Origin of the sequence: Halomonas sp. DP8Y7-1, from assembly GCF_019801685.1 — a bacterium.
Classification (GTDB): domain Bacteria; phylum Pseudomonadota; class Gammaproteobacteria; order Pseudomonadales; family Halomonadaceae; genus Halomonas; species Halomonas litopenaei_A.
In genome coordinates this window covers 504032-529107 of the sequence record NZ_JAHVIN010000005.1, presented here as the reverse complement: position 1 = coordinate 529107, position 25076 = coordinate 504032, and the positions used below count along the sequence as shown (strand labels likewise).

Below are 25076 nucleotides of genomic sequence, written 5' to 3'. Positions count from 1 at the left end.
CTATCCTGGTCGAGGCAGGCTGCGGTCCTGGCGCGGCACTTACCATTCATCGAGTTTGAAACTCAACTGCGTACTATCCGACTCGCTTTCTGGACGACCTCCTGAATCCCCGCCATATGCCGCGATCATCTCTTCGACCCATAGCTCTCCGGCAAACTTGGCGTTCTCGTACTCGACCCTCTTCATCCATCCAACATCGTGAGGTGCAGAAAACACCTCGTATCCTGGAATCTCCCAATCATCCTCAAAGTACCTCAGGACCCAGCCATAGCCTTCCTCCGGAGGGCACCGATCGACCTTGAAGCTATATCTCGGCATTTCCATTCTCCTATGCTCACACCAGGTTCCAACGCTTGCGCCCACTGGAGACCAGTGCCATTACGCGCTCATTAACCTCCCGCACTCTGTCTTGTAGCTCCTTGATGCTGATTTCTCCCTGGCCCTGATCCTTAATCCGCATGCGAGGCAAACCCAGCTGGGTACCGCCAGCGTTTTCAATGACGTCGGTCAGTGCGAAAGATGCTTGGATCAAGGCCGAGCGCTCTTCTTCGTTCATGACCGGCTGACGTAGCAGCGTCGCCCGAATCAGAGCCGAAGCCCAACGAGTGCGATTCGGGAACCCCTCATAGGCGGCACGCTCTGTGATCAACTCCTGCTCCTGCCGAGTCAGCCGAACCGATAACTTGCAGGACTTGGGGCCTCGCATCATATCTCGCCCCTCTTCGGCGATGCTCTCGCCACAAACGCGTTGAATCATCTCCCGCAGCACATCTGACTCCGAACGGCCAGATGCCTCACAAAGGCGTTGCCAAGCTTCCTTCTCGGCTGATGTCAGCCTGGTTTTGACCACTGCTGCTTCTGTCATCTCGTCCTCTTTCATCATGTACTTCCCATCGAGTGTGGTACCAAATGCCAGCACGCTGCCGGCAACGGCTGACACTTCGCGAATCCTGCCCTAGCCCCAAAATCACCCTCACTTTTCGTACGTAAGAAATTTCTCCAACTTGCCACGATGGCTACTACTGGCCCTTGGTACGTTTTGCTAGCACTTCGCGAATCCTGCTCTAGCCTCAAAACCACCCACACTTTTCGTACGTAAGAAAGTTTGATTCCGGGAAAACCCTCTGCGGCGCGATCAACTCAGGACGGCGGTACCATGTGCCGGCACTTCGCGAATCATGCCCTAGGCCACAGTCACGTGGATTTTTCGTACGCACGAAATTTTGCCGACTTCCCACTATGGCTCCCACAGCCAGTGGTACGTTGTGGTACCAACCCGCGAATCCTGCCCTAGCCCTAAACCCAGACTTTCTTTTCGTACGTAAGAAAAATGGTGGCTCCTCGGGCGAGGCTAGCAACCACAGGGATATGCGTTAGGCTTCGCCATTAGTAATACGCATGGACCTGTCTCAAACCTGCTCGTCGCCAGGGGCTGATCGGGAGGCTTCGCCATTAGTAATAGGGGAGGCACTTGTCTCAACCGCATCCGTCTCTCCATGCTCCCGGCGACGCTTGGCCAGCTCAGCTTTAATCCACTGCCCAGAGGCGCGCATCTCAGCTCGCAGGTCCTCGATCTCTTCGGGTGTCAAGCGTCGGTAGCTCATGAGGTCTCCTTCTGAGGTGGATCACGCCGAAGCTCGGGATATATCGTTGCGCGCCATAGCCACTGGAGAACACACACGGAAATACCGGCCACACAGACAAACAGGGTACGAGCAGCCTCGCCATCGCCAGCAAGAGCGACGCTGACCAAACCAGGCAGTTCAGGAAGCAACGCAACAGACAACAGGATACCCACCACCAGTAACAGGCCCGAGATGACCAGCCCCACCCCACGCTTTACCCGCGCCACACGGGCGCGCCAGGTATCTAACCACTTGATATTGGTATTTATGACTTAGCCTCCTGTCATCGTGTTGCCAGCACCGAAACGCTTCTGGTAGGCACGATAGGCAGACTTGGCGCCACGGTAAGGAGAGGTTGCCGCACTGCCTGCTAAGCGTGCATCACGTTGAACGCCGCGATACTGACGGCGGATTGCTGAGGGACGCATCGCGGACATAGCAGAGCCCAGAGCGCCCTGAGTTGCCAATGCCACACCACCGCCCAGTGCAGAAGCAATGGCCGGCACCTGCTTCAGCACGAGGATGCCAAGGGCAAAAAAAGCAATCAGATAGGCACTTGTGGTCATACTGGCCATGCTGCCTGCCGAGGATTCCACGATGTTCATGAACGCTTCGCTGACATCGATGACCATTCGTCCAATGGCTGAGCCCAAAAGCAGCAGCATGCCGAAATTGATCACCATGCCCAGCCAGCTCTCGAAAAAGCGTTGGGTAGCGTTAAAAAGCAGGCCGATGATGAAGAGCGGACCAATTGCCAGCAGCACTGTGGTAGCGACCTTGCTGGCTAGTAAGAGGAACGCCACTACGATGGCAACACCACCACCAAACACCATGATCAGAATTGCCACTAAATACATGCCGAAATCACCACTCATGACTCCCGCTTTATCCCAGGCCTGATCAGCTACGGCGAGAACGCGGGAGAACAGGCTATCCAAAATGGCCGCTGCGCCTCCATTGGACCCCGTGATGACTGCTGCTACCTTTTCCAGGCCGTGAGCCAGTACGTTCACCACGACGTCCATATAGGTACCGACCGTCAGCCCCAGCGTCATGATGAAGCCGATGCGAAGGATGCGAAAAACGCCCTCCTGCAAGGGCTCACTGACCTTGCCAAACATCATCAAATAGCCCCAAATGGCAATCCAGACGATCAACATGCTGGTAAACATCGGAGTGATGTAAGCGATGAGGTCAGTAGCCGTATTGATGATGTACTGGTCCAATGCCTGATCAACGACGGAGAACATGCCTTCAAACAGGTTCATGAGTCCTCCTCGCTCTTAAGGCTAGACAGGTCAAGTTCGAAGGGCTCACCGCTAGACAGTGCCCGTTCTGCCTGGAGTGCATTGATGCAATTCGGCGTCTCCTGGAGTTCGCCAGGGTTGTTGCCGCATGTCTCCAGGGTCACCTTGCGCTCATTGTCATGCGCTTTGTACCAGTCCACGGTCTGCACCGGGCCAGTATCAGGGGTGTCATCAAAGCACCCGGACTGCGCAACGCTGACCAGAACCACAATGACAATATTTCGTGCGCACGAAATTTTCCTGACATCCATAAGGCCTCCTTACCAATCAAGTTCGAACGGTTCCCCGGATGAAGCGACACGCATCTGCTGAACCTGCTGAGCGTGAAGCGCCTGGTTGGCCTCGGCCTGCGAACGGAGCATGGACAGCTTGGCCATCTCGTTTTGCAGCATGACTTGTTCGGCACCGATACGGGCCTGGAGGTCCAGAATGTCTTTCTGGTCCGGGCTGTTGTTGACCTCAGCCACCAAGCCGGTCAGCTCGCTAAAACGCTCCTGGGCCTGTTCCAGGGACTTTTGGGACTGGCCAAGCCAGGTCGCCGTGTTCAGGTTGCCGCTGTCGTACAGGTCCGCCACGTCACCGGACAGGCCGTGTTCGCTCGCACCCCTGATACCGGCGTCACTCAGCACCTGGTTAGGATCGACGTTCACGGCAGTGTCATAGGCCGAGTCGATGACGCTGCCCAGGCCACGAACACCGCTCATGCTGTCCAACTCCTTGTTGGCCGTTTCGAGCTGGCTTTTCAGTTGCTCGAGTTGGTTAAGCATGTGCTGAACCTGCAAAATCTGCTGGGTCAGGCTCGACACGTCGATAACGGGAATCCCGCCTGCCATGGCTGGCTGCGATAGTCCGATGGTGGCCGCGAGGGCGACACCGGCCATTTTTCGTGCGCACGAAATTTTGTTGCTCATGATCAAACCTCCTTTTGACGATTCTGGCGGGTCGCCTTAGCCTCCAGACGCCGCTTTGTTCTCTGGAGCGTGAGCGACCGTTGTTCAAAATCCAGGCTTTTCAGGTCGATTGACTCCATCACCTCTTTCATCTCCTCGACGCAGGTGAAGAAGTCTTCGGGAAGGATTTCCAACTCCTCGGTCAGAAAATCGCTTGCGTAGCCGGCGATGATCACCAGAGCTCGAATCTCGCTCTGGATGGCATGCTGTTCGACCGCGTGTGACCGGTACAGCCGCGACAGGCCACTGTCGGTTAAGGCGGGTGTGATACCCTGCTTGTTAGCCATGGATGCCTCCTATGCAGGCAGTCGTGGTTAGGCGTGGTCGGGGCCATCACCCCCGTTCCGCGCCGCTCGAATCCTACGTGCGAAGGGTTCTGCGCATTTCTTCTACTGCTGGGGCTCCTACCTTATTGCTGCCGTAATTTCTCGCTATGAGGTCTGCTCTTTGCTGGCCTAGCAACTCAGCCATCTCGGCCCGCGTTAATTTTGATTCGGACCCAAGATAACCCTTGGCCTTGGCCGCCTCGCTTTTATTTCTTGATGTACTCTGTGTTGTATTCTCTGTAATAGATTTGCCCTTTGGTCGAATCAAGGTTTGACCATCCTGATCGCCAGATTGGCCAGAAGGGATAGTAGAATCGACCAAAGGGAAAAACTTGGAATTACAACCACTTCCAGAAGATCCATCGTCGAGTTGGTCCGTCAAGAGCTCAAGCAGGCGCTCACAGTTCACTCGATACCAAATCTTTGCAGGAACGTCTCTTCTCTCTTCCTCAAGAACGCCAATTTCTACTAATGATTTTCTAGCATTGGCCTGCTGTTTCGGTGTCAATCCCGTTTCTGATTCCCAGCTATCTTCGCCTCGCTGATTTTTATAGAACCATCCATTACGTGCTTTCGTCGTTGAATTACGGCTCCAGTAAAAGGCTTGACTGAGAAAAACTGCACCAGGGACAGAAACACCAGGAAGGAGTGTGAAGGCAGTATAATAGCCAATCACCCTCCCCAGAATCTCCTGCACTACCGAAGGATTAATACGCGCCATATTCAGAAGGCTCCAAATTCAGGGCGTCTTTTACTTGGAGCGTCCGGAAATAGACACGGCGCCCCACCTTCACCATCGTTGGCTTCAGCTTTCGAGAGACCTCAGTATCTGAATAAAGAGAAACCCGCACACCATCGGGCGAACGACCAAGCAGGTCCGCCAGGTCAGTTATGCTCATTAGAAGGCCGAATCGCCCGACAAGATAGTCATCTACAGTCATGGTTAGCACCCATCAATCGAACGTTGACGAAACCTATGCTAGCCAATTTAAGACAAAGCTCAACCATGCCGGCTTTCTAGGGAAATCAATATAATATACTTTGATCATCAGTATATATAACTTTGACCATCTGACTTACACAGATAATAAAAAAGATAAATTATTTCAACATCATGCAGATTAACAAAAACACACAATATTTTTTATCACCTTCGCCTAAAGACTCAGACCAGCGTCACAGGCTAACTCTTTCAGGCGCCCCCGGCTTTCCCTTACGGCATGCCCAGGCGCTTATTTCGTATCGAGCACTTAATACAATACAAAATACGATACGAAATATTATACAGAATATGATATAAAGCATACCCGCCACACATCGCTGGCATAACATGGACTAGCTTTGGGCAGGAGTTGAAGGGAGATTGGCTATTCAGCGGTAGTAATAGTAATAACTTTACTATTACTACCTCAGCTTTACACCCAAGATAGTTTAGCTAGTAGTTTTGTATTCGGTCCAGCTTCGAGACAAGATCTTCTGCCCGCAAATGCGTATACCGTCTCAGCATCTGCATGGATTTATGGCCGCTGATCGCGGCGACCTCCTGGTCGGATAGTCCGGCCTCTACCAATCGACTGACGGCCTCATGGCGTAGGTCATGAAAGCGGAAGTTATCGAGCCCCGCCTGCTTCTTCGCCTGGTTCCAGAGCTTGGTGTAGGCGTAGGGGCCGCGCTTGCCGTCTCGACCAGGTTCACCGAAGAACACCAGGTCACATTCAAGCGGGCGCACTGGGTTGTTCAGCGCTTGCTTGAATACCTCGGTGGCGGCCTGGGTCAGCGGCACCAGGCGGGCTTCGTTGTTCTTGGTGTCGGTGAGGCGCACCACGCGGCGCTTCACGTCGACCTGAAAGCGAGTGAGGGTCAGGATCTCCGACGAGCGCATGCCCGTCTCCAGGGCGATTCTGGCGATCCAGGCCAGCATGGGGTTGCTGTGCTGCCGTAGCACGGCAAACAGGCGCTTCTCCTCGTCTGCGCTCAAGCGCCGGTCGCGCCCTTCTCCAGGGCTAGGCTTGCGGATGTTCTGGACGGGGTTGTAGGTCAAGCCCAGGCCCCATTCCTGGATGGCTACGGTGTAGAGATGGCCGAGCAGGGCAAGCTCCAGGCGCACGGTATTGGCGCTGATGGGCTGGCCCCGATGACCAATGCTGTTCAGGCGGGTATCACGGAAGTTGGCAATCAGCTCCGGCGTCAGGGCCGCAAGGGAATACTTGCCCAGATGCTCAATCAGCGTGTTGGCCTTGTGGCGTTCGCTCTTTTGGGTGCTGGGCTTCTTCGTAGGGGTAACGTCAGCGAGGTAGCGCTTGAGTGCCGCCTCGAGGGTCATGCGCTCAGATGCGCTGCGCTGAATAAAGACGCCACGCACCATTTCGTCTTCTGTACGGCGTGCCCAATCTTGGGCGTCACGCTTGGTGCGGAAGGTCTTGGCGGTGGTGGGCCAGCCGGTCTTGCGGATGACGGCTTTCCAACTACCAGCGGGAGTCTTGACGATGGTGGCCATGAAAGTCTCCAGGGGGCTGAAGGATCGGCACTGTACCGAAACTGTACCCTTGGACCATGGGACTCACCAGAGAGAAATCGTAAGTCGCTGATTTTAATGGTGGGCCCAGTAGGACTTGAACCTACGACCAAGGGATTATGAGTCCCCTGCTCTAACCAACTGAGCTATAGGCCCTTATCAGCGCGGACGTATGATAGCGAATGCGGCGGCCGTAGGCCAGCGGGTTTCAGGTGGACGCTTGCCACTGGTCAGTATGGCGGTCTTCGAGGCGTTTCGGCTGTGCCCTTCCTCACATCACAGCCCTGGTCGCATCATCGATCGGGCGCCTCAAGAACCGGTTTGGCGACTGGATGTACCGCTGGGGTACCCGCGGCGCCCTTCTCCTTTCACCGATTCCCCGCGCCCTTTCTTCCCGCGCCTTTTTCCCACACCTCTACTCACGCGGTATTGCTCTTCGCCCTCTATCGCTGAGTGACGCTCTCCAGGGCTCTCCGGCCGTCGCCTCAATGTCCCGCTCTGCTTCTGTGCGATTTGGCGCTGTGCGGTGCCTGGATGGCTTCGCATCTACTGCACCAGCCCGAGGATGGTGTAGGGAGCTTCGCAGCAGCGGCGTTCGTCGCGTTCGCTGACACTGTGCAGGTCGTAGTTGCGGTCGTTGTCGTAGGCGACGAACAGACGTTCGCGGTCAAGTACGGCGAGGCCTTCGGCCTTGTGTTCGAACTCGAGCACCCTGTCGTTCTCGTCGCGCACCAGGGTGGGTGTCCTGCCCTGGCGGAAGTCGTGCAGCGACATCACCCACAGATAGCCGCCGATGACCTCGTCGTCGCCCTCTTCGGTCTCGAAGCTGGTCAGCAGGTAGAGCTGGCCGTGGTAGGGATCGTACTCAAGGCTAGACAGGCCACAAACGTGGTCCACGCCGTCGTACTCGCCGGGGTCGAAGCTGAAGACGTCATGCAGGGCATCGACGAACTCCAGGTTGTCGTCGTCGTTGATGATGTAATGGGCACCGATGACCCGGCGCACGTAGTCGAAGTCATCGTGGGCCTTGCCCTGCTCGCGGATGCCGAACAACAGCAGGCCATCGCCACGCTCGCCGGGGATCGCGGCCAGACCCTCGATCTTGTAGTAGGGCTCGCCTACGGCTGCGTCCATCTTGCGCCGAAACTCGAGCGAGCCTTCCACGCCGTCGCGGGGGTCGGGGTCCACCACCTGGACCCGGTCAGGCTCGTGAAGGGGCCAGATCAGCAGGTGGTTATAGGCGTTGAGATCGTGAGTCTCGTCGTCGATGCGATCGAAGCCGGTGGTGGCGATCATGTGGCGCCCATCGGTGGTCAGGGCGAAGTCTTCATATTTCACCGCTTCCTTGATGGTCTGCTGGGTCAGGTAGTCGATGCGGTTGTCGTCGGGACCATCGGCGGTCAACGGCAGGCTGAAGGCGGCGGAACGCTCGTGACCGGGGATCGGCTTGTCGCTGGCCATCAGCAGTCGCTCGCCATCTTAGGCCACCGCAGAAATCTCGGCGTTGACCAGCTCGCCCTGGTCGTCACGCAGCCCGGGAGGAAAGCAGTGGATCGTGCCCTGCTTGAGGATCTTTACCCGTGTCATCAAGCCTCCTGATCGTCGTGTAGTAGAGGCATCCAGCCTACGCCTTGTGCCTCTGGTCGGCGAGGGGGGGGAGTTTGGCTTGCACAAACCACAAGCTTTAATACGAACGCTTCGCATTATTTCCACAATTCGTTATATTGCTTGCGCCAGCAGCGACAGCTGCCCCTTCGATGCCTGCTGGCCGGTTGCGATGAAGCCCGAAGAGGCTTTCACGCGTTGTTTCGCCGACACGCCTAATGGCGGCGGTGTTTCTTATTCAGCGATCCTTTCATGCACCCCAGACATCCTCTTTCCCACGCCATTCGCTTCCCCCTCGCCTGCGACTCAGCATCACCGCGAACGCCCTGCCGCTCCGGCTACGCAGCGCTGCTGCTGACCCTGGCAACACCTGCTACGGCCCTGGCACAAAACGACACTTCCGTTGCCGCGACCACTACGCAAGCAGAGGTTACCGCCGACACCATGGTGGTGGTCGGCTCGCGGACGCCCAAATCGATCAGTGAGATTCCCGGTGCCGTCTGGGTCGTTGACCAGCAACAGCTGAACACCCAGATCGCCACTGGCGCGGATCTGAAAACGGCCCTTGGTCGTCTGGTGCCCGGTCTGGACCTGGCCCCTCAGGGGCGCACCAACTACGGCCAAAACATGCGTGGCCGTAGCGTTCAGGTGCTGATCGACGGGGTCTCGCTGAACAGCTCTCGTGGTCTCTCGCGCCAGTTCGATGCGATTGACCCCTTCAACATAGAGCGCGTGGAGGTGCTGTCCGGCGCCAGCAGCCTGTATGGCGGAGGTGCCACCGGCGGCATCATCAACATCGTCACCAAGAAGGGGGAAGGTCCCGGGCGCCACTTTTCCACCGCCACCAGCGTGACCAGCGGCTTCAATGACAGCGACGATGCCGATTTTCGTCTCGCCCAGGACATCAGCGGCGGCAACGAGCAGATTCAAGGTCGTCTGGCGGTGGCGTATCAGGACAACGGCCGTTTCTACGACGGTCGCGGTGACGAGATCTTCCCGGATATCGCCCAGACCGACCTGCAGGACAACCGCTCCATCGACATCATGGGCAGCGTCGATGTCAGGCTGGCGCCACAACAGACACTGACGCTAGGGGCTCAGCTCTACCGCTCCGCCTATGAAGGGGATCGCGGCCTGTATTTCCCCAACCTGACCCTGGGCAACCTGGACGGTGCCGAGATCCGTGACGGCTACTCATCGGACCGGGACCCGGCGACCGACCGTCGCATGGTCAACCTGCAGTATCATCACGCTGACCTGCTGGGCCAGGACTTCTACCTGCAGGCCTTCTATCGGGAGGAGGAAGCCAGCTTCAACGCCTTCCCCTACGCGACATCTGAGGGCATCGAGTTTCGTACCTCCAAGCAGAACACCGACCTTGGCGGCATCAAGGCGTTATTTGACGCCGACCTGAGCGACAGCGTGTCACTGACCTATGGGGTCGACATGGACCGGGAGTCCTTCGACGCCAACCAGATGCTCTTTGATATCGCTGCGTCCAACGCCAGTGGCGGGCTGACTCAGCAGCGCAGTGACGTGGTCCCCCGCTACCCCAGCTATGAAGTGGATGGCTATGCAGGCTTCGCCCAGGGGGATTGGCGGGTAACCGAGGGGCTGACCCTGTCTGCGGGGATTCGTCAGCAGCACATGGATGTCGAGGTCGACGACTTCAATGGCATCCCCGGCGGCGAGAATGACTACGACGCGACGCTACTCAATGCCAGCGCGCTGTACGACTATGGCAATGGTCACCAGAACTGGATTCAGTTCAGTCAAGGCTTCGAGCTGCCCGATCCTGCCAAGTATTACGGCAAGAGCGCCGACGTCAGCGTCGACGACAACCCGCTGGATGCCATCAAGACGGATCAGGTAGAGCTGGGATGGCGCTTCAACAACGCCGACTGGAGCACCCAGGCAGCGCTTTACTATGCGTGGTCTGACAAGGCGGTGGAAAACGCCGAAGACCTGTCCGTCAGCGTGGTTGAGGAAAACAAGCGTGACTACGGTCTTGAGGCTGCTGTCACTCGCTACCTGGACGGGGGCTTCGAAGTCGGCGGCACCCTGCACCTGGTCCGCTCGGAACAGGAAGACGACGACGGACAGTGGAACAAGCGTGACGCCCGCTACGCCTCGCTGTCATCAGCGACGGCCTTCGTTGGATGGAACGATATGGCCGCGGGTCGCAGCGCGCGCCTGCAGGCCAACCATGCCCACAACCTCGAAGATGACAACGACCGTCAAATCGACGGCTATACCACGGTGGACCTGGCCCTGGCTCAGGACATCGACATCGGCCGCCTGACCCTTGGCATCGAAAACCTTCTCGACGAAGAATACTCCACGGTCTGGGGTCAGCGCGCCGCGATGTTCTACTCTCCCTACTATGGTCCAGAGTACCTGTATGACTACCAGGGTCGGGGACGCACCTTTACCCTGGGTTGGACGATGGATTTCTAAGACCTACCATCGGGCTGTGTCCTGACACCCATCCAGATCCGCTGCTGTCAGCTGCGCCAGGCCTTTGGGTCTGGCGCCTTTGTTTGCCCAACAGCGTGCGGCGCCCCCGGTTGCTGACGGCAACGCCTTATTTGATAATGAATTGCATTTGCCTTTGCGACATGGCATGATCATCGCCCCTCGATGCTCACGCTTTATCACTACGGTGAGACGCTTCATGTCCACGCTTCGCCCCTCGGCACCGTCTTCTTCTCGCTCGCCCACCGCGCTGTCCTCTCGCGCTGGCACAGCTGACGAGAACCAGGATGCCCTGGGTAATGACGCGTCACCGCCGCGGGCCACTGACGACGATACCGCCGAGGTCACGCCAGGAGGCACCTGGGTACTGGCCAGCGTGCTGCTGGGCACCTTTACCGTGAGCCTCAACAACAGTGCGCTCAACCTCGCGGTGGCAGAGCTGATGGTGACCTTCGAGGCCAGCGCCAGCCAGGTGAACTGGGTCATCACGCTGTTCATGATCAGCATGGCCATGAGCATGCCCCTCACCGGCTACCTGGCCGACCGCTTCGGCCGCCGCACGATCTACTTGCTAGGGCTGTCGGGATTTCTGGCGGGGTCCCTGCTCGGTGCCATGGCCGACAGCCTGTCGGGCATCATCATGGCGCGCGCCCTTCAGGGCACCGCTGCCGGCCTGATGATCCCGCTGTCCCTGGCGTTGATCTTTGCCGCCTACCCGCCGGAGCAGCGAGGCCGAATCAGCGGTATATGGGGCTTTGCCGTCATGATTGCGCCTGCCATCGGTCCCACGGTGGGCGGTCTCTTGCTGGAGCTGACCCACTGGCGTGCGTTGTTTCTGATGAACCTTCCCTTTGCACTGCTCGGCCTGGCTTTGGGCTGGCGCTGCCTGCGGCGTGAAGCGCCCAATCGTCAGCGCCGCTTCGACTTGCCGGGCTTCATGCTGATCACCTTGGGCATGGGCGCGGTGCTTGCTGCACTAGGACGGGTCGAGACCCTTGAAAACCTGCTGTCCATTGGTGTGGCGGTGCCGCTGACCGCGGGAATCGCCTGCCTGGTGGCCTTTGTCCTGGTGGAGCAACGTACCACGGCACCTTTGCTGGCACTGTCGTTATTTCGCCACTCGGCCTACCGCTTGAGCGTGGTGCTGGCCTGCCTGCAATCGATCATTCTGTTTGGCTGCGTCCTGCTGACGCCACTGTGGATGCAGCAGGTGCTAGGTGCCAGTCCTTTCGTCACCGGACTGGTGTTTCTGGCCACCGCCCTTACCGCCTCACTGTGCTCGCCCCAGGCCGGCCGCATGATCGACCGCTACCCGCCCCAATGGTGTCTGCTGGTGGGGCTCGGCGTGACCGCGATCAGCCTGATGGGACTCGCCCTGATGTCACCGGCTGCGTCGGTGTGGCTGGTCGGGGCCTGGATGGGACTTCGCGGAATCGGCCTTGCCTGCGGCTACCTGCCTGCCACGACTGTCGGCGTACGCGCGCTACCTGACGCCGAGATGCCCCAAGCCTCCGCCATGAACAATATGGCCCGACGCCTGGTCGCATCGTTGGGGCTGGTGGCGCTGTCGCTTTACTACGATGCCCGAGTCGACCAGCTCGCCGGCAGTGACGCCAGTGTTGGCGCCAGTGCCCAGGCCCTGAGTGAAGCCTTCACCGCGCTCGCCCTGATCGCCCTGCTGTGCCTGCCGCTGGCCTGGCGACTGGGCCGGGCAACACGCCATCACACTGCCCACATGCTTACGTGACGGATCCGCCCCATGATGCCCTCTCCCACGTTACGCCCATCATCGCACCCGCCAGCGCCATCGCCCCCAAGGCCCTTGCGCCCCCGCTCAGCGCCTTCGGCGCTGCGCGAGCTGCTAAAGCTGCTGGCGTTGCTGTCGGGCGCTCTGCTGTTTGCCGCCATCGCACTGCTGGCCGGCATGCTGCTGTTTGCTGAAACGGCGCGCGGGGACACGGCGCCACCTCCAGCCACCTCTCCGCGTCTGGTCACGCTCTACCAGGGCGCCACCGACAGTGCCGTGGCACTGGGCCTGACGCCGATTGGAGTGGTCGACGCCTGGATGGAGAAGCCCACCTACCGCTATCTGCGATCGGCGCTGAATGGGGTGGAGCATGTGGGCCTGGAAACCCAGCCCAATCTCGAGAAGATCGCCTGGCTCGACCCTGACGTCATTATTGGCACGCGTTTTCGCCACGAGCGGGTTCGCCCGCTGCTGGAACGTATCGCCCCAACCCGCTTCGCGGCCAACGTCTATGACTTCAGGTCATCCCTTGACGAGGTAGCACAAGCCACCGGCCGCGAGGCCCAGGCCCGCGAGCTGATGACCTGCTGGAATGCCCGCATCGCCGACCTGCGTCAGCGGCTGGCGCACCACCTGGGCGATGATTGGCCGCAGAAGGCGGCCGTGGTCCGCTTCAAGAGTGATCACCTGCGCCTGTACTCCACCGGCTTTGCCGGCAGCATTCTCGGCAAGATCGGCTTCGAGCAGCCCGATGCGGCCAGCGACCAGGGCTGGGGCATCAAGCTGACCAGCGAAGAGAACATCCCGACGCTGGATGCCGATGTCATCTTCGTGCTGCTGGAAGACGACCCGGCCATCCTGGCCACCTACCGTCACTGGACCGCGCATCCCCTGTGGCAGCGCCTGAAGGCAGCACAGGCGGGACGGGTGTATGAGGTCAATACGGTCAACTGGATCATGGGTGGCGGTATTCTGGCGGCCAACGCCATGCTCGATGACCTGTACCGTCACTATTTTCCCCAGCTTGCATCATCTGAGTCCGCCGCTTCCGCATCCCGCTCACTGCCGCTGGCCGCTGACTCGACGCCGCTGGCGGCTCGCATGCCCCAACAGGCGCCCGTCGGCACCGCAGACTGCCAGCTGGCCTTCGCGTCCGACGCCAGAACCGCTGCCAAAACCCACAGCTCCACTCGCGCTACTGACGACCAGCAGGATTCTTGATGCTTGACCGCACCACCACCCGTTCGGCAGGACTCGTGCTCGGCATCCTGTTGTGGCTTGCGGCCTTCGCCGCGAGCGTGACGCTGGGCACCACCGACATCACCCTGAGCGATGTCTGGCAGGCGCTGAGCGCTTACGACGGAGGCCGAATCGACCACATCATCATCGTCTCCGAGCGTCTGCCACGGGCCGTCATTGCGACCCTGACCGGTTCAAGCCTGGCCATCGCCGGGGTGCTGATGCAGACCATGACCCGCAACCCGTTGGCCTCGCCTGGCATCCTCGGCATCAATGCCGGCGCCATGTTCTTCGTGGTCGTGGCGGTATCGCTGCTGCCGCTGCATGCCCCCGGTCAGTATGTCTGGGCGGCGCTGCTGGGGGCGCTGGTAGCCGCCTTGCTGGTGCTGGCGCTCAGCCGAGGACGTCGCGGTGAACTGTCTCCGCTGCGGGTGGTGCTGGCTGGGGTGGCCGTCAGCGCCATGTTTCTGTCCTTCAGCCAGGGCCTGCTAATCCTCGACCAGCAGAGCTTCGAGAGCGTGCTGTACTGGTTGGCGGGATCCGTTTCGGGTCGCGAGCTCGATCTGGTGGTGCCCCTGTTGCCCCTGTTTATTTTGGCGCTGGCCATCACCGCGACGCTATCACGTCATGCCAATGCGCTGTTGCTGGGCGACGAGATGGTCACCGGCCTCGGCATGCGCGTAGGTACGCTAAAACTGCTGCTCGGCCTCTGCGTGATCCTGCTGGCGGGAAGCTCCGTTGCCCTGGCCGGCATGATCGGCTTCGTCGGACTGATCGTGCCGCACATGGCTCGCGGTCTGATTGGCATCGACCATCGCTGGCTGTTGCCCGCCTGTGGCGTGCTGGGTGCGACCCTGCTGCTGGCCGCCGATATCGCCTCGCGGTTTCTGATGCCGCCCCAGGAGGTGCCGGTCGGGGTGATGACGGCACTGCTCGGCACGCCCTTCTTCATCTATCTGGCGCGCAGACGGCAGGTGGCGACATGACCCAGGGACGCAACACCTTGTCGACACCCGCCGCCAATCATCGCGCGAACGCCAGCGTCAACAGCAGCAGCTCCCTGACCTCACCGGGCTGCTCTTCGCCGCGGGAGCGCACAGCGCGATATCGCTTCCTGTGGGTGGTCACCCTGCTCGGGCTGGCGCTGCTCGCCAGCATGGGGCTGTCGTTGTCCCTGGGCAGTTTCCCCACGTCGCCGCCCAAGGTGCTCGGCGCCCTGGTGGCACCGGCAGACAGCGACGTCGGCTTTATCATCTGGGAGCTTCGGCTGCCACGCATCCTGCTGGCGGTGCTGGCGGGCGCCGCGCTGGCCTGCGCCGGCGCGATCCTCCAAGGCATCGTCAGAAACCCCTTGGCCTCACCGGACGTGATCGGCATAACCAGCGGCGCAGCGCTGGCGGCCGTGATCTTCCTGGCAGGCCTTCTCGGTTCGCTGAGCATCAACCTGCTGCCGCTGGCGGCACTCGCAGGGGCCGTGTTGGCCACCCTGCTGGTGGTGTCCCTGGCCTGGCGAGCGGGGCTTGAACCTTCTCGCGTCGTCTTAGTGGGCATTGGCCTTTCAGCGGCCATGGGCGCTGCCACTACGCTGTTGATTGTGATCAGCGACGATGCCTCGGCGCTGCACGCCTACGTCTGGCTGACCGGCAGCCTGTACGCCGCCCAATGGCAGGACGTGCTGTCGCTGCTGCCGTGGCTGTTGATCGCCCTACCGGCCAGTCTCGCGTTGGCTCGACATATGGATGCCCTGGCGCTGGGTGACAGCGTCGCCCTGGGGCTTGGGGTCAACGTGCAACAGAGCCGCCTGATCCTGCTGGCGCTGAGCGTGGCCCTGGCCGGTGCCGCGGTCGCCTTCGTCGGCGGACTCAGCTTTGTCGGGCTGGTCGCCCCACACCTGGCGGCTCGCCTGGTAGGACGCAGCCTGGCGCGCCTGGTACCAACGGCCGCGCTGTGTGGCGCCCTGATCGTGCTGCATGCCGACCTGCTGGGACGGGTGGCCTTTCTGCCCAAGGACCTGCCGGCCGGTATCTTCGTTTCTGCCGTCGGCGCCCCGTTCTTCGTCTATCTGCTCTATCGCCACCGGCAGTAGCCTGAGGTGCTGCTTGAAGTGCTGATCAAGCCCAGCGGGACTGCCGGGTCGAGGCGTAATCACGTCAGCACTGGTGTCTTGCTGATACCGTCTTGTTCAAACAGCCTCGTCTTTCAATAAGGATACCAGCATGTTTTACATCGCGCCGCGACAGCAGCGCTTCAGTGACGAACAGATCGAACGCCTGGGCAGCCTGTCGACCTCCACCCTGGGCCACTTCAGCGACCTCGGCGCTATCGCGTCGCTGCAGCCGATTCAACGTCCCATTCGCCTGTTAGGCACGGCGCTGACGGTCAAGATCCCGCATATCGATGGCAGCATCATCCGCGAAGCATTGATCCAGGCAGAGCCCGGCGACGTGCTGGTGATCGACGTGGGCAGCGACCACCAGCGCGCCTGCTGGGGGGAGTTTCGCGCCTATGCGGCGCTCAAGAAGGGACTTGCCGGGGTCGTCACCAATGGCGCCATTACCGACTGGGACGCCCTCTCCCGCCTATCGCTGCCGGTCTACGCCAGGGGGACCAGCCCGCTGACCACCCGCTCGCTGTCGTTGGAGGGTGAGATCAACACCACCGTCGCCATTGACGGCGTCACCATCGAACCCGGCGACCTGATTCTCGGCGATGACGACGGCCTGTTCGTGCTGCCGCCCCATCGCGCCGACGCACTGGCGGAGCGCGCCCTGGCCAAGCAAGCCGAAGAAGCCAGCCGCCGCGAGGCGATGTTGCGCGAGCACCCCGACTGGCTGCGCTGAATATCCCCTGTCACAGCCCCTGTCCCTGTCATAGCCCCTGCCATAGTCCCTGTCTTGCGCACAAAAAACGGCGGCATCGGTATTCACCGATGCCGCCGCGTACTTTCTTACGCTAGATCAGGCTTGCTGCAGCGTCCTCTGGCGGTCGGCGTTGGCAGCGGTACTGACACCCTGTTCGACACTGGCGTTGGCCTCGGCTGTCTGATGCGTCGGCTCCCCCTGGTAGGCCCGTAGCGGGTTGACGGTCTCGCTGACACCGAAGGGCATGCTGCCGGGGCCGCCGGCGCGCTCGATGATCGGTGCGATCAGGCGCTTGTAGGGCCAGCTTTCGCGCTCGAACAGCACCGCCTTCAATCGACGACGCTCACCGTCTTCGAAGGGAACGACGTCGAGCACGCCGTCCAGCACCGCGCAGAGATCCTGCCACAGGGCCCGACTCGACAGGCCGAAATGCCCCGCCACGGTGTCGATGATGGCGCGCAGGTTCACCTGGATGGCCAGGGTCTGAAGCCAGAACACCAGGGCCTCCTGACTATCGTGGTAGAGAGTATTGGCGTGTCCCTTCTTGATCCGGTAGCACGGGTCCTGCATGCCGTGACACTCGAGCTGACCGACGTGGATGCGCAGCGAGTCATGGTCCCTGAGCAGCAGCCCTTCGACCTGGCCATCACGCAATACCAGCACGGCATTCTGACCATGGACCTCCGCCAGCATCCCGAGCCTCAGCATACGCAGGTTGATCTCGAAAAAGCGCGAACACAGCTCGCCAAACAGAGCTCTGGCGCTTTCGGCCCCATGTTCCATGCCTCGCTGGTCCATCCAGTCGCTGAACAGGTGGTGGGCGCTTGCCATGTTCTCGCTCGGCAGTGGCGTCCCCAGGGTCGCCATGGGCACCAGCTGCACATCACGCTGGGTCAGCAGCTCCCGCGGATAGCTGCGCACCATGGCGCTGAGATGACGCGGGGCTTCGTCAAACAGGCTGGCATCTTCGGGCATGTAGGCCCACCACTTGCCCTCGTCACACAGGTGCAGGGCACTCGCCAGCACCGGGTCACGCTGCCTGGCCTGGGCCAGCAGCCTGGCGCTGAGATCACCATTGATCATCTTCACGGCGGGCAGGTAGCGCGATGCGCCCAGGGAATGAATGGCCATAGGCAGCTTCAGGCTGTGCTCGGAGCAGCGGGTGGACAGCAGCGAGCGCAGTGATGACGTCGGCCACCAGCCCCCGGTAACCGTCTTGAGGGTCACGCAATGCCCCTCCTGAAGGTCCGTGGCTAGCCACGTCGGCAGCGCATGCTCGTGCTGCCATGGATGCACCGGCAAGGCCACGTGGGTCTGGTCGATACCCTTGCTTCTAAGCTCATCCTGAAGCGCCTGGCGCTCATCATGGGCCAGCACCCAGTCGGCGGGCACGCTGTCCACGTCACCGCCGTCTGCCGCCTCAAGACCGGCGCCGGTGCATAGCCGATGGCGCGCCACGGCGACCCAGACGAGCCCCACCGGACGAGCGAACTCCGCCATGTAGGCCTGGTACTCATCGGCACTCATGCCCTGCTTGGCCTTGGCCGTCGGATGGTAGGGGCGATCCAGCAGCGATGCCCATTGCTCCATCCGCACAAAGTGGGCGTGGGTATCCAGCGCCTCAAGGTCATCGGTGCGCACGCCGTGATGCATCGACGCCTCGGCTTGCCACAGGCTGTCCTCCAGCGCACGCAGAAACACCTGCTGGCCCTTGGTCAAGCCGCTGTGGGGCTGGTCGGCCTCGGCTGGGCCTGTCTCTGGCGCTTGCTCCGGCTCCCCCTTCGCCTGGCATAAAAGGCGCATCAGCGCTGGTGCATCCAGCTCGATGGCGCTGGCATCAGCGTCCGGCACGACCAGCACAGGGGTCGCCGGCACCTTCTGCCAGGCCTGGACAATGCCTGGCTCCAGCAGCATGACCAGGCGCTCGCCCTGGGGTATCTGCCAGTCCCACAGACGGGTCTGGCCCTGCACCGCTGCCGCGCCAAACCAGGCGGTGGCCTGACGCCGCGCAGCATCGTCGTCTTCACGCAGCTTGGCGCTGTCCAGCAGCTCCTCGACCAGCAGGCCGTCTACGAGAAACGCCAGAATCTGCTCGCCGGCGCCATATGTTTCGACAAACGAACCCGCGCCAGCCGAATCAGTGACAGGCACATCAGTGCCGCGAAAGGATGAGGAACCGTCAATGGACGCCATACTTGGGGCCTCCTGTTGGATAGTTGGGCGATCGGGGGTGGGTGATGACGCCAGGCCTTCAGCGTCTGGGGATGGCCGGGTCATGACGCGGCCTCCTGCAATGCCTGGCTGAGGGCGCGAAAGGCAATACCGCGTTCATCGCCCAGCATGAAGGTATGCACGCCGCGTTCGCGCCACTCGGCCTTGGCACCGGCATGACGCAGGAAGGCGGCGTAAGGGATGCCGTGCTCGGCGGCGCTGCGCTGCACCCTGGCCAGGGCATCGGTCACCTCGGGATGAGCGGTCTGCCAGGTGACACCCAGAGATTGCGACAGGTCGGCGGCGCCCTCGAGGATCAGGTCCACCCCAGGGACCGCACACAGCGCGTCGATGCTCTCCACGCCGGTGCGACTCTCGATCATCGCCACCACCAGAATCTCGTCGTTGGCCTTGTGCACGTATTCGGCCAGGGAGTGCTTGCCGAAGGCGCCGGGACGCCCTGCATTAAGGCTGCGGGTGCCCTGGGGGGCATAGCGGCACGCCTGGGCCGCCATTCCCAGGCGCTCGGGATCTTCGACACTGGGCAACACGATGCCCTGGGCGCCGCCATCCAGCAGGCGCAGCAGGGTCTTGGGATCGTCATCGGCGACCCGCACCAGCGGCGTCAGCGCGTAGCTTTCTGCGGTGCGAATCATGTGCTCGATGGTTTCCGGGTTGATCAGCACGTGTTCGCAGTCGATCACCACGAAGTCAAAGCCAGCCTCGGCGATCAGCTCGATCGACGCCGCCGTAGGCAGCGACGCCAGCACGCCAAACACCTCGCGCCTTTGCGCCAGGGCGAGCTTGAGTTGATTGGTTCTCAGCATGGCATCGGCTCCCCGCCCAGGTGCTGGCGCGGCGTTGCACCGCCCGGTGCGTGCTCAGCCAGGGGATTGGGCACGCGCTTGACCTGGGGAATGTCATCGCCAAACAGCCGCCGGCGGGTAAGCGCTTCCACTTCCCATTCGGGGACGAAGACGTCGAAGCTGCGGTAGCGCTCGGCATGCTCCGGGTGGGCTTCTTGATAGGCCACGATGACGTCGGCGACCATCGCCCAGAAGGTCTTCTCCTCCAGGCCAAAGTGACGCTTCAGGAAGATCGCCATCTCGGCCAGGGCAATGAAGAAGAAGGCGTCACAGGAGTAATCCCGCACCGCATCCAGGTCATCGGTGACGATGAAGGAGTTGCGGTTGCGAGCGGCATGAGCCACGGGCAGTGGCTCCAGCCTGGGGGCCAGCTCCGGGCGGGCCAGGGCGGCCTCGCTGTAGCGCACGCCATCGTGGAAGTCCTTGAGCGCGATTCTCACCGGCCAGCCATCGCGGTGAATCACCACGATGTTCTGCCCGTGGGACTCAAGCCCGACACCTTCGGCAAACAGCAGGTGGATGATCGGCAAGGTCGCCACCATCACCAGCTGACGCGTCCAGGCGTCGCGGCCGTGGCGCTCGATCCAGTCGGCGATGAACGGTGCATCGGGTTCGCCGTCGGGCTGGCGAGTGAACTGACTGAGCCCATTGAAGGGCACCGCCTGCTCTCCGGGCGCCAGGAACTCGTCGATGTGCTCTCGCCACAGCGCGCCTACCTGGCCATATACCTGGTCATGGCGCAGTCCGGGGAAGGCGCGCTCGTCCAGGGCAACGCCCGCCACCTCACCAAGGATGACCATGCCCGATGCCTTGGCCGTCGGATGGCTGTCCACCAGGGTCTTGAGCCAAGCGGTGATGATGGGCCCATTGGTGATGGTGTGACGGGCCAGGATGCGGGTGCTGGACGTATTGGTGATACCCAGCGCCAGCTTGAGGTAGGGGCGCGGCGCATCGCGCTCGGCGTTCCCCACCGGCGACAAGGTGCGGATCGACTGCTGGGGCCGGTAGCTTAGCTGGCCTTCCCCCAGCAGAGCGATCTCGCCGCGGGCAAGTTCCGGGTACAGCGCCGCGACCAGCACGTTGTCCCACTGCCAGGGATGGACCGGCATCAGTACCACCTTATCGCGCGTCAACCCCTGCTGCTGCAGCCAGCGAGACAGCGCCGATTCGACCTCGGCGCCCGCCTCGGCCTCGACCATGGCCGCTACCCGATAGCCGCAGGAAGCCCCTTGATGGGCCAGCCGCCGCGGTACGCCAAGCCACAGCACGCGAAGGTCCTGGCCGAACTCCGGGCCATAGCGGCGGTTGTCGTCGAGGCTGAACCCCAGGCGTGACTTGTAGCTGGGGTGATAGCTGTGGGCATCGGTGAAGGCCTGCTCCAGGGCATCGGCATCCAGCTGGCGCGGGTCAACCCCGTTACCCGGGCTTGCGACGGTGGACGACTGCAGGTCCTTGATCAGGGTTTCGGTCAGCTCACGAATAAAGCCCGCACCGAGTTTTCCATCGCCACCAAGGGCATGGTCGAGGTCATCCAGCACCTCGAACAGGGTCGGCGATACATCGCCATCTGCGGCTTCCTTCACCAGGCTCGAATGATCCAGGCGCACCAGCGCAAAGCTGTGGCAGCGAAACCCTTCGACCCGGTAGCGACCCGGCCCCACCCTCAACCGGAACAGCGATCTGTCGGCGGCGTCGGGGGACGCCGACGAAGCCTCCAGGCGGGTTTCGCTGATGGGTTCGAGCACGTCCTCGTACAGCAATGTCTGCAGCAGCTGGCCAATGACGCGGCGTTCGATGCGTTGGCGATGCTGCCAGTCGGCAGCCACGGCAAAGGGCCGCGTGGCGGCTGCCGCGGGGGAAAGTGATGTCATGGGATTCCTCGACGTCAATAGATAGCCACGCGGCCGGGCGCGCTGATAAAGCACTGCTCGGGCCTTGGATGACACAGAAAGTCGGCGTGGGAAATGTTGTAGCCATAGGCCCCGGCCAGGGGCAGCACCAGCAGATCCCCTGGCGCCGGGTCGTTGAGCCAGGCGGCGCGTGTCAGTACATCCTTGGGCGTGCACAGCTGGCCGACCACGCTCCAGCGCTTTGTGGCAGCGAGCTTGGCATCTGCCTGCGCGCCAGAGCGGCCCTCGGCCGGTGATCGGCACAGCGCAACCACCGGGTGGTCATGGCCCTGGGCGGCGGGAAGGCGAAATTGGTGGGTGCCGCCACGGCAGATCACGAAGTTCTCGCCGTGGCTCGACTTGGTGTCGATCACTTCCATGACGTAATAGCCGCAGAAGGCTGAGACGAAGCGTCCGATCTCGAAGCGCAGGCGTGGCGCATCGTCCATGTGCTCAAGGCGCTGTCCCAGATGAGCGCACAGCGCCGGCCAGTCGAACTGCTCGCCCGGGGCAGATGGCGCTTGGTAGTCAACGCCGATGCCGCCCCCCACATTGAGCTGGGTGACCGACGCCGGATGTTCGGCCAGTGCTCGCCAACGCGGCCAGCGATCCAGATAGCTATCGAGCAGTGTCCTGTGCTTGTGCACGCTGCGCTGGTGGGACATGGCGTGCACGTGAAAGCCTACCAGCCTGAGGTGGGACGCTGCCTCCACCGCCGCGACCGCCGCGCCGAGTTCCGCCTCGTCGATGCCGAACGGTGTGGCGGTGCCCGCCATACGCAAGCGACTGGACAGCGACTCGGGCAGACTCGGATTGATACGCAGCAGCACGCACTGCGGCTCACCTCGCGCTGCCGCCAGGCGCTCAAGACGCGCAATTTCACCGAGACTTTCCACATGGAAGGCCTCGATACCCTCGTCCATGGCGCGCTGCATCTCGCTATCCAGCTTGCCGGGGCCAGACAGCACCCAGGGCAACGCCTGGGTCGCCTGGCGCATCCGCGCTATCTCACCGCCGGAGGACAGCTCGAAACCATCGACCAGCGGCGCCAGGGTCTTGAGCATCGGAGCCTCGCTGTTGGCCTTGATGGCATAGAACAGCTCGACGCCCTTGGGCAACGTCGACATCATCCAGCGCGCCCGCTCTGCCAGTGCCTCCAGGTCGTAGAAGAAGGCCGCGACCGGGTCCTGGGCGTCTGCCTGATGGGCCAATATGGCCTGGCGCACCGCCTCGGGGATGGCGTGAGCGGAACCAGCGGCTACTGCTGCAGAACGCTCCGCCACCACTGGCGTATCAGGGGCGTCGCCCCTCGGCACAGCGTCAGCCAACGGGCGGTTCAGGGTGACATCAACCATGGGCCACCTCCCGGCGCGGGCTCGACACCGCGCGCCAGGGGCTCGGCAAGCGCACGTATTCTGCATGCCGATCCGCCTGGGCCATCAGCCTGAGCTTGAGGTTGGTCTTGCATGGCAGCGCGTCACCGGCAAGCAGCGCATCAAGCTCAGGGGTAGCCCTCCCGGGAGATGCCTGTGACATCTCGCTCAAGCGGTCCCTTACTCGCGCCAGCTCGTCGGCGGTGGCGTCCCACAGGTCATCGGCAAGGGCAGGACGCTGCCAGCTCAATGCCAGGATGGCCTCCGCCAGATGATTCAGCAGCAGGCAGTAGGCGATGCGATTCCAGCCTTTCTCGCGGCTGTAGACCATCGACTGGCGGACACGGGGATCCAGCGTCTCGCCGGCCAGCCAGTCCACGCCCAGGTCAGCGGTCAACTTGGTGCCTTCGAAGTCGCGCAGCAGCATCCGCTGCGGGCGTCCTTGCTGATGCACCAGCACACAATTCTGCAGATGGGGCTCGACCACGATGCCGTGCCGGAAGTACAGCGCGAGCACCGGCTCCACCAGGGTCTTCAAGTAGGCACGGAACCAGTCGAGTCGCTGGTCGTCGCTGCTGTCCGCGGGACCGACGCCATAGCTGCGCCCGACCAGATCGAGCACCATCGGCGTCAGTTGGGTATCCCGGGCAAACACCGTGGCGGACAACAGGCAGCGCTCGGCACCAAAGCGACGGCAGAAGTTGTCGCGCAGGATGATGCCGGTCTGTTCACAGAACCAGCGCCGCACCTCGGGATCCTGGCCATCGGCGTCACCGTCGCTCGGCGTCCAGTGCAGCGTGGCGGGCTCGCGGGCGACCTCCAGTCGCTTAAGCGCCGGATCCCCCGCCTCAACCAGTTGCGCCATGATGCGGTCGATCACCAGCGTGCTGGCCAGTTCGTACCAGGCGTTCTTGCGCACGCAGTTGGTGATGCGCACGTTCAACGAGCCCTTGATGAACCAGGGGTGATCCTCCAGGTACCAGGTGCGCATGGACGCCGTGGGCACCGCCTCGAAGCCGCTGGCGCCAAGATCGCGAATCCGCCCGTCGGCCAGATAGGGGGCGACCTGGGGCGAGCGGCGGAACAGCTCGGCCTGGATCGGGTGCATGGCCAGTACCACGCGGTCGTCGGCGCTGTCGGCTGCCTGATCCGCGGCCTGCTGCAGCAGCTCCTGCGGCGACGGGCCATTGCTGTTGATGCGCAGGCCCTCTGCCGGGAACGAGAACTGGTGCAAACGTGTTGCGATACCCGACTCCGGCGAACAGGCAACGCCGGCATCGGGAAGATCCTCAGGCCATTGCCGCGCCTTGGGGGTCGGGTGGTTGGGATGTCCGAACCATAGCCCCTGTTCGCTGGACGCATAGTCGCCAAGGGGGTGCCGCTCAGGACGCTCGCTGCGACGATCAGATTGGTCGGCGCGTGACAGGATATCTTCCATCACGCGCTGACTCAGCAGAACCTGGTCGCGGAATTCCGGATTGGGGAAGGCGTCACGCCAGGGCCCGTCCTCCAGCAATGCCGCTACCAGCTCAGCCGTCTGCGCCGGGCGCCAACGCGGGTCCGTAGGACGCCGCAGGTACAGCTCCGATACATAGGCATGAACGCCCAACGCCGAATGCCGGTCGACCAGCACAAACAAGCTCAGCGTCGGTGACCACGCAATCTGCAGCGGCCATCCTTTATCGGTGTGGGGCAGGCCCTGCCGATGGGCAGGCCAGTGGTGGCTCAGCAAGTCCTGGGGAATACCCACTTCCTTGATGATGCCGTTGAGCAGGGCATGCTGCGAGGCATGCCGAGCAATCTCGCCAGGGGTGCGAGTCTGTAAGGGGAATTGCATATGCAACCTCCGCAAGGATTCCATCCTTTGTTGCCCTCTCTGGCTACGGCGCACGACCGCAGGCCTGAGAAAGTCGCGCTTTCCTGGCTAGTCACTAGGCGAAGGGGTGTTGTTGTTGCGTTGTTGTGATGGTGTTGCTGTAGCGGTTGTTATGACGATTGATCGGAAGATGGTCGTGATGACCGTGGTGAAGGTGTGCTGTGCTGCGTCAGCGAGCTATTGGCCAGGGCCGCTCAAGTGGCCCGCCGCC

General features: G+C 61.8%; 21 protein-coding genes and 1 tRNA gene. 6 read left to right on the top strand and 16 right to left on the bottom strand.

Translation table 11 applies throughout. The annotated features are described in order from the left end of the window. Positions 1–39: 39 nt before the first annotated feature. The 11 genes from KUV41_RS07640 to KUV41_RS07590 form a co-directional block, all read right to left on the bottom strand. A complete protein-coding gene (locus KUV41_RS07640) occupies positions 40–318 on the bottom strand; it encodes a hypothetical protein (protein WP_222485379.1) in 279 nt (92 codons plus the stop codon). A 16-nt stretch (positions 319–334) separates the two neighbouring features. Further along, the gene (locus tag KUV41_RS07635) at positions 335–940 is read right to left on the bottom strand and encodes a hypothetical protein (protein WP_222485377.1); all 606 of its coding nucleotides are present in this window, start codon (positions 938–940) and stop codon (positions 335–337) included. A 957-nt stretch (positions 941–1897) separates the two neighbouring features. Further along, on the bottom strand, positions 1898–2893 hold the full coding sequence (locus KUV41_RS07630; protein ID WP_222485375.1) for a type IV secretion system protein: 996 nt from the start codon (positions 2891–2893) through the stop codon (positions 1898–1900). Further along, positions 2890–3183 carry an EexN family lipoprotein gene (locus KUV41_RS07625; protein WP_222485373.1) on the bottom strand — a complete coding sequence of 98 codons (294 nt, stop codon included), beginning with the start codon at positions 3181–3183 and terminating at the stop codon, positions 2890–2892. The genes KUV41_RS07630 and KUV41_RS07625 overlap by 4 nt, the downstream gene beginning before the upstream one ends. 9 nt (positions 3184–3192) lie before the next feature. After that, positions 3193–3843: a type IV secretion system protein gene (locus tag KUV41_RS07620; RefSeq protein ID WP_222485371.1), complete on the bottom strand. Its 651-nt coding sequence runs from the start codon at positions 3841–3843 to the stop codon at positions 3193–3195. Between the two features lie 2 nt (positions 3844–3845). Continuing rightward, complete coding sequence (locus tag KUV41_RS07615) at positions 3846–4169, bottom strand: hypothetical protein (RefSeq protein WP_222485369.1); 324 nt, start codon at positions 4167–4169, stop codon at positions 3846–3848. A gap of 73 nt (positions 4170–4242) precedes the next feature. Then, positions 4243–4929, bottom strand: coding sequence for a hypothetical protein (locus KUV41_RS07610; protein WP_222485367.1), 687 nt, complete (start codon positions 4927–4929; stop codon positions 4243–4245). After that, positions 4916–5149: a plasmid-related protein gene (locus KUV41_RS07605; protein ID WP_222485365.1), complete on the bottom strand. Its 234-nt coding sequence runs from the start codon at positions 5147–5149 to the stop codon at positions 4916–4918. The genes KUV41_RS07610 and KUV41_RS07605 overlap by 14 nt, the downstream gene beginning before the upstream one ends. A 494-nt stretch (positions 5150–5643) precedes the next feature. After that, the gene (locus tag KUV41_RS07600; protein WP_222485363.1) at positions 5644–6705 is read right to left on the bottom strand and encodes a tyrosine-type recombinase/integrase; all 1062 of its coding nucleotides are present in this window, start codon (positions 6703–6705) and stop codon (positions 5644–5646) included. Positions 6706–6802: 97 nt separating this feature from the next. Beyond that, positions 6803–6879 (bottom strand) — tRNA-Ile (locus tag KUV41_RS07595). Positions 6880–7269: 390 nt separating this feature from the next. Beyond that, positions 7270–8184 (bottom strand): hypothetical protein, encoded by a 915-nt coding sequence (locus tag KUV41_RS07590; protein WP_261395950.1) that lies wholly within the window; start codon positions 8182–8184, stop codon positions 7270–7272. Between the two features lie 396 nt (positions 8185–8580). Between KUV41_RS07590 and KUV41_RS07585 the strand changes: the two genes are divergently transcribed. The 6 genes from KUV41_RS07585 (at position 8581) to KUV41_RS07560 (ending at position 16629) form a co-directional block, all read left to right on the top strand. Beyond that, on the top strand, positions 8581–10785 hold the full coding sequence (locus tag KUV41_RS07585; protein ID WP_222485361.1) for a TonB-dependent receptor: 2205 nt from the start codon (positions 8581–8583) through the stop codon (positions 10783–10785). Positions 10786–11002: 217 nt separating this feature from the next. Beyond that, positions 11003–12550, top strand: coding sequence for a DHA2 family efflux MFS transporter permease subunit (locus tag KUV41_RS07580; protein WP_222485359.1), 1548 nt, complete (start codon positions 11003–11005; stop codon positions 12548–12550). A gap of 12 nt (positions 12551–12562) precedes the next feature. Beyond that, the gene (locus KUV41_RS07575) at positions 12563–13771 is read left to right on the top strand and encodes an ABC transporter substrate-binding protein (RefSeq protein ID WP_261395949.1); all 1209 of its coding nucleotides are present in this window, start codon (positions 12563–12565) and stop codon (positions 13769–13771) included. Beyond that, positions 13771–14775: a FecCD family ABC transporter permease gene (locus KUV41_RS07570; RefSeq protein ID WP_222161789.1), complete on the top strand. Its 1005-nt coding sequence runs from the start codon at positions 13771–13773 to the stop codon at positions 14773–14775. Before KUV41_RS07575 ends, KUV41_RS07570 begins: the two co-directional genes overlap by 1 nt. After that, complete coding sequence (locus KUV41_RS07565) at positions 14772–15875, top strand: iron ABC transporter permease (RefSeq protein WP_222485357.1); 1104 nt, start codon at positions 14772–14774, stop codon at positions 15873–15875. Before KUV41_RS07570 ends, KUV41_RS07565 begins: the two co-directional genes overlap by 4 nt. 130 nt (positions 15876–16005) lie before the next feature. Beyond that, entirely contained in the window at positions 16006–16629 is a 624-nt protein-coding gene (locus KUV41_RS07560) for an RraA family protein (protein WP_206939558.1), read from the top strand. A 117-nt stretch (positions 16630–16746) separates the two neighbouring features. Here KUV41_RS07560 and KUV41_RS07555 read toward each other — a convergent pair whose 3' ends face one another. The 5 genes from KUV41_RS07555 to KUV41_RS07535 form a co-directional block, all read right to left on the bottom strand. Further along, positions 16747–18843, bottom strand: coding sequence for an IucA/IucC family protein (locus KUV41_RS07555; RefSeq protein ID WP_222485355.1), 2097 nt, complete (start codon positions 18841–18843; stop codon positions 16747–16749). An 80-nt stretch (positions 18844–18923) separates the two neighbouring features. Next, positions 18924–19688 carry an HpcH/HpaI aldolase family protein gene (locus tag KUV41_RS07550; protein ID WP_222485353.1) on the bottom strand — a complete coding sequence of 255 codons (765 nt, stop codon included), beginning with the start codon at positions 19686–19688 and terminating at the stop codon, positions 18924–18926. Beyond that, the gene (locus KUV41_RS07545) at positions 19682–21598 is read right to left on the bottom strand and encodes an IucA/IucC family protein (RefSeq protein ID WP_222485351.1); all 1917 of its coding nucleotides are present in this window, start codon (positions 21596–21598) and stop codon (positions 19682–19684) included. Before KUV41_RS07545 ends, KUV41_RS07550 begins: the two co-directional genes overlap by 7 nt. Positions 21599–21612: 14 nt before the next feature. Next, on the bottom strand, positions 21613–22971 hold the full coding sequence (locus KUV41_RS07540; RefSeq protein WP_222485349.1) for a type III PLP-dependent enzyme: 1359 nt from the start codon (positions 22969–22971) through the stop codon (positions 21613–21615). Next, entirely contained in the window at positions 22964–24826 is a 1863-nt protein-coding gene (locus KUV41_RS07535) for an IucA/IucC family protein (protein ID WP_222485347.1), read from the bottom strand. Before KUV41_RS07535 ends, KUV41_RS07540 begins: the two co-directional genes overlap by 8 nt. Between the last annotated feature and the right edge of the window lie 250 nt (positions 24827–25076).